Source organism: Streptomyces sp. NRRL WC-3549, assembly GCF_000721935.1.
Lineage (GTDB): Bacteria > Actinomycetota > Actinomycetes > Streptomycetales > Streptomycetaceae > Streptomyces.
The window spans coordinates 6,127-7,321 of the sequence record NZ_KL585462.1 but is presented as its reverse complement, the minus strand read 5'-3'; the positions used below and the strand labels follow the sequence as shown (position 1 = coordinate 7,321).

The 1,195-nt window shown below is 75.4% G+C and carries 1 protein-coding gene; it reads left to right on the top strand.

Translation table 11 applies throughout. The features are described 5' to 3' along the window. The coding region (locus IH13_RS39470; protein WP_031091346.1) for a beta-ketoacyl synthase N-terminal-like domain-containing protein at positions 1-1,195 on the top strand (1,195 nt) is incomplete at both ends.

The following is a 1,195-nucleotide window of genomic DNA, read 5'->3' as shown; positions in this document are numbered from 1 at the left end:
TACCTCGGCCGTCCCGACCTGACGGCCGAGCGCTTCCTGCCCGACCCGTTCGCAGCGCGCGCCGGTGCCCGCATGTACCGCACGGGCGACCTCGTACGGCGGCTCGCCGACGGCACGGTCGAGTACCTCGGCCGGCTCGACTCCCAGGTCAAGGTGCGCGGCCACCGGGTCGAGCTGGAGGAGATCGAGGCGACCCTGCGCCGGCTCGACGGCGTCCGCGAGGCCGTCGTCGTGGCCCGTGGCCAGGCGGCGGGCTCGCACACCCTGCTCGCCTGCTACGTCCTGGAGGACGACGCGGCCGAACCGCAGCGCGAGCGGCTGGCGGCCTGGTTGCCGGAGCACATGGTGCCCGACGCACTGGTCCGGGTGACCGGCTTCCCGCGCACCCTGAACGGCAAGACCGACCGCACCACGCTGGCCGCGCTGCCCCTGCCCGACCTGCGCGCCCGCTTCGGCGCCGGGGCCCCGGCCGCGGGCGGCACCCCGCCCGAGGCGCCGACGGGCGTCACCCGCGGCCGCACGGAGACCCTTGTCGCCGAGCTGGCCCGCATGGCCGCCGCCCTGGTGGGCGTGCGCCCCGAGGACATCGGCGCGCACACGCCGCTCGGCGAGAGCGGCATGAACTCCGTCAGCTTCACCGCGCTCAGCGCCGAACTGCGCAAGGCGTACGGCATCACCGAGTACCCGACCCTCTTCTACCGCCGCGGTACGCTGCATGCACTCGCCGAACACCTGTGGGAGCACCACACGGCCGCGCTGACCGCCCGCTTCGGGCCGGCACCGCAGGCACCCGCCGCCGAACCGGCCGCCTCGGCCGGGCCCGAGGTCTCGGTCGACCCCTCCGGGCCCGGGGCCCCTACCGGATCCGAGACCCCGGCGGCCCCCGCCGGCCGTGAGATCGCCGTCATCGGTATGGCCGGGCGTCTGCCCGGTTCCATGGACCTCAGGGAGTTCTGGGACCACCTCGCCGCCGGCGACGACCTGGTCGGCGAGATCCCGGCCGACCGCTGGGACTGGCGCGATCACCCGCGCTCCCGCTCCCGATGGGGCGGCTTCGCCCCGCACGTGGACCGCTTCGACGCCGCGTTCTTCGGCATCTCACCGCGAGAGGCCGAACTGATGGACCCGCAGCAGCGGTTGCTGCTGGAGACCGTCTGGCAGGCCGTCGAGGACGCCGGCTACCGCCCCTCCGAGC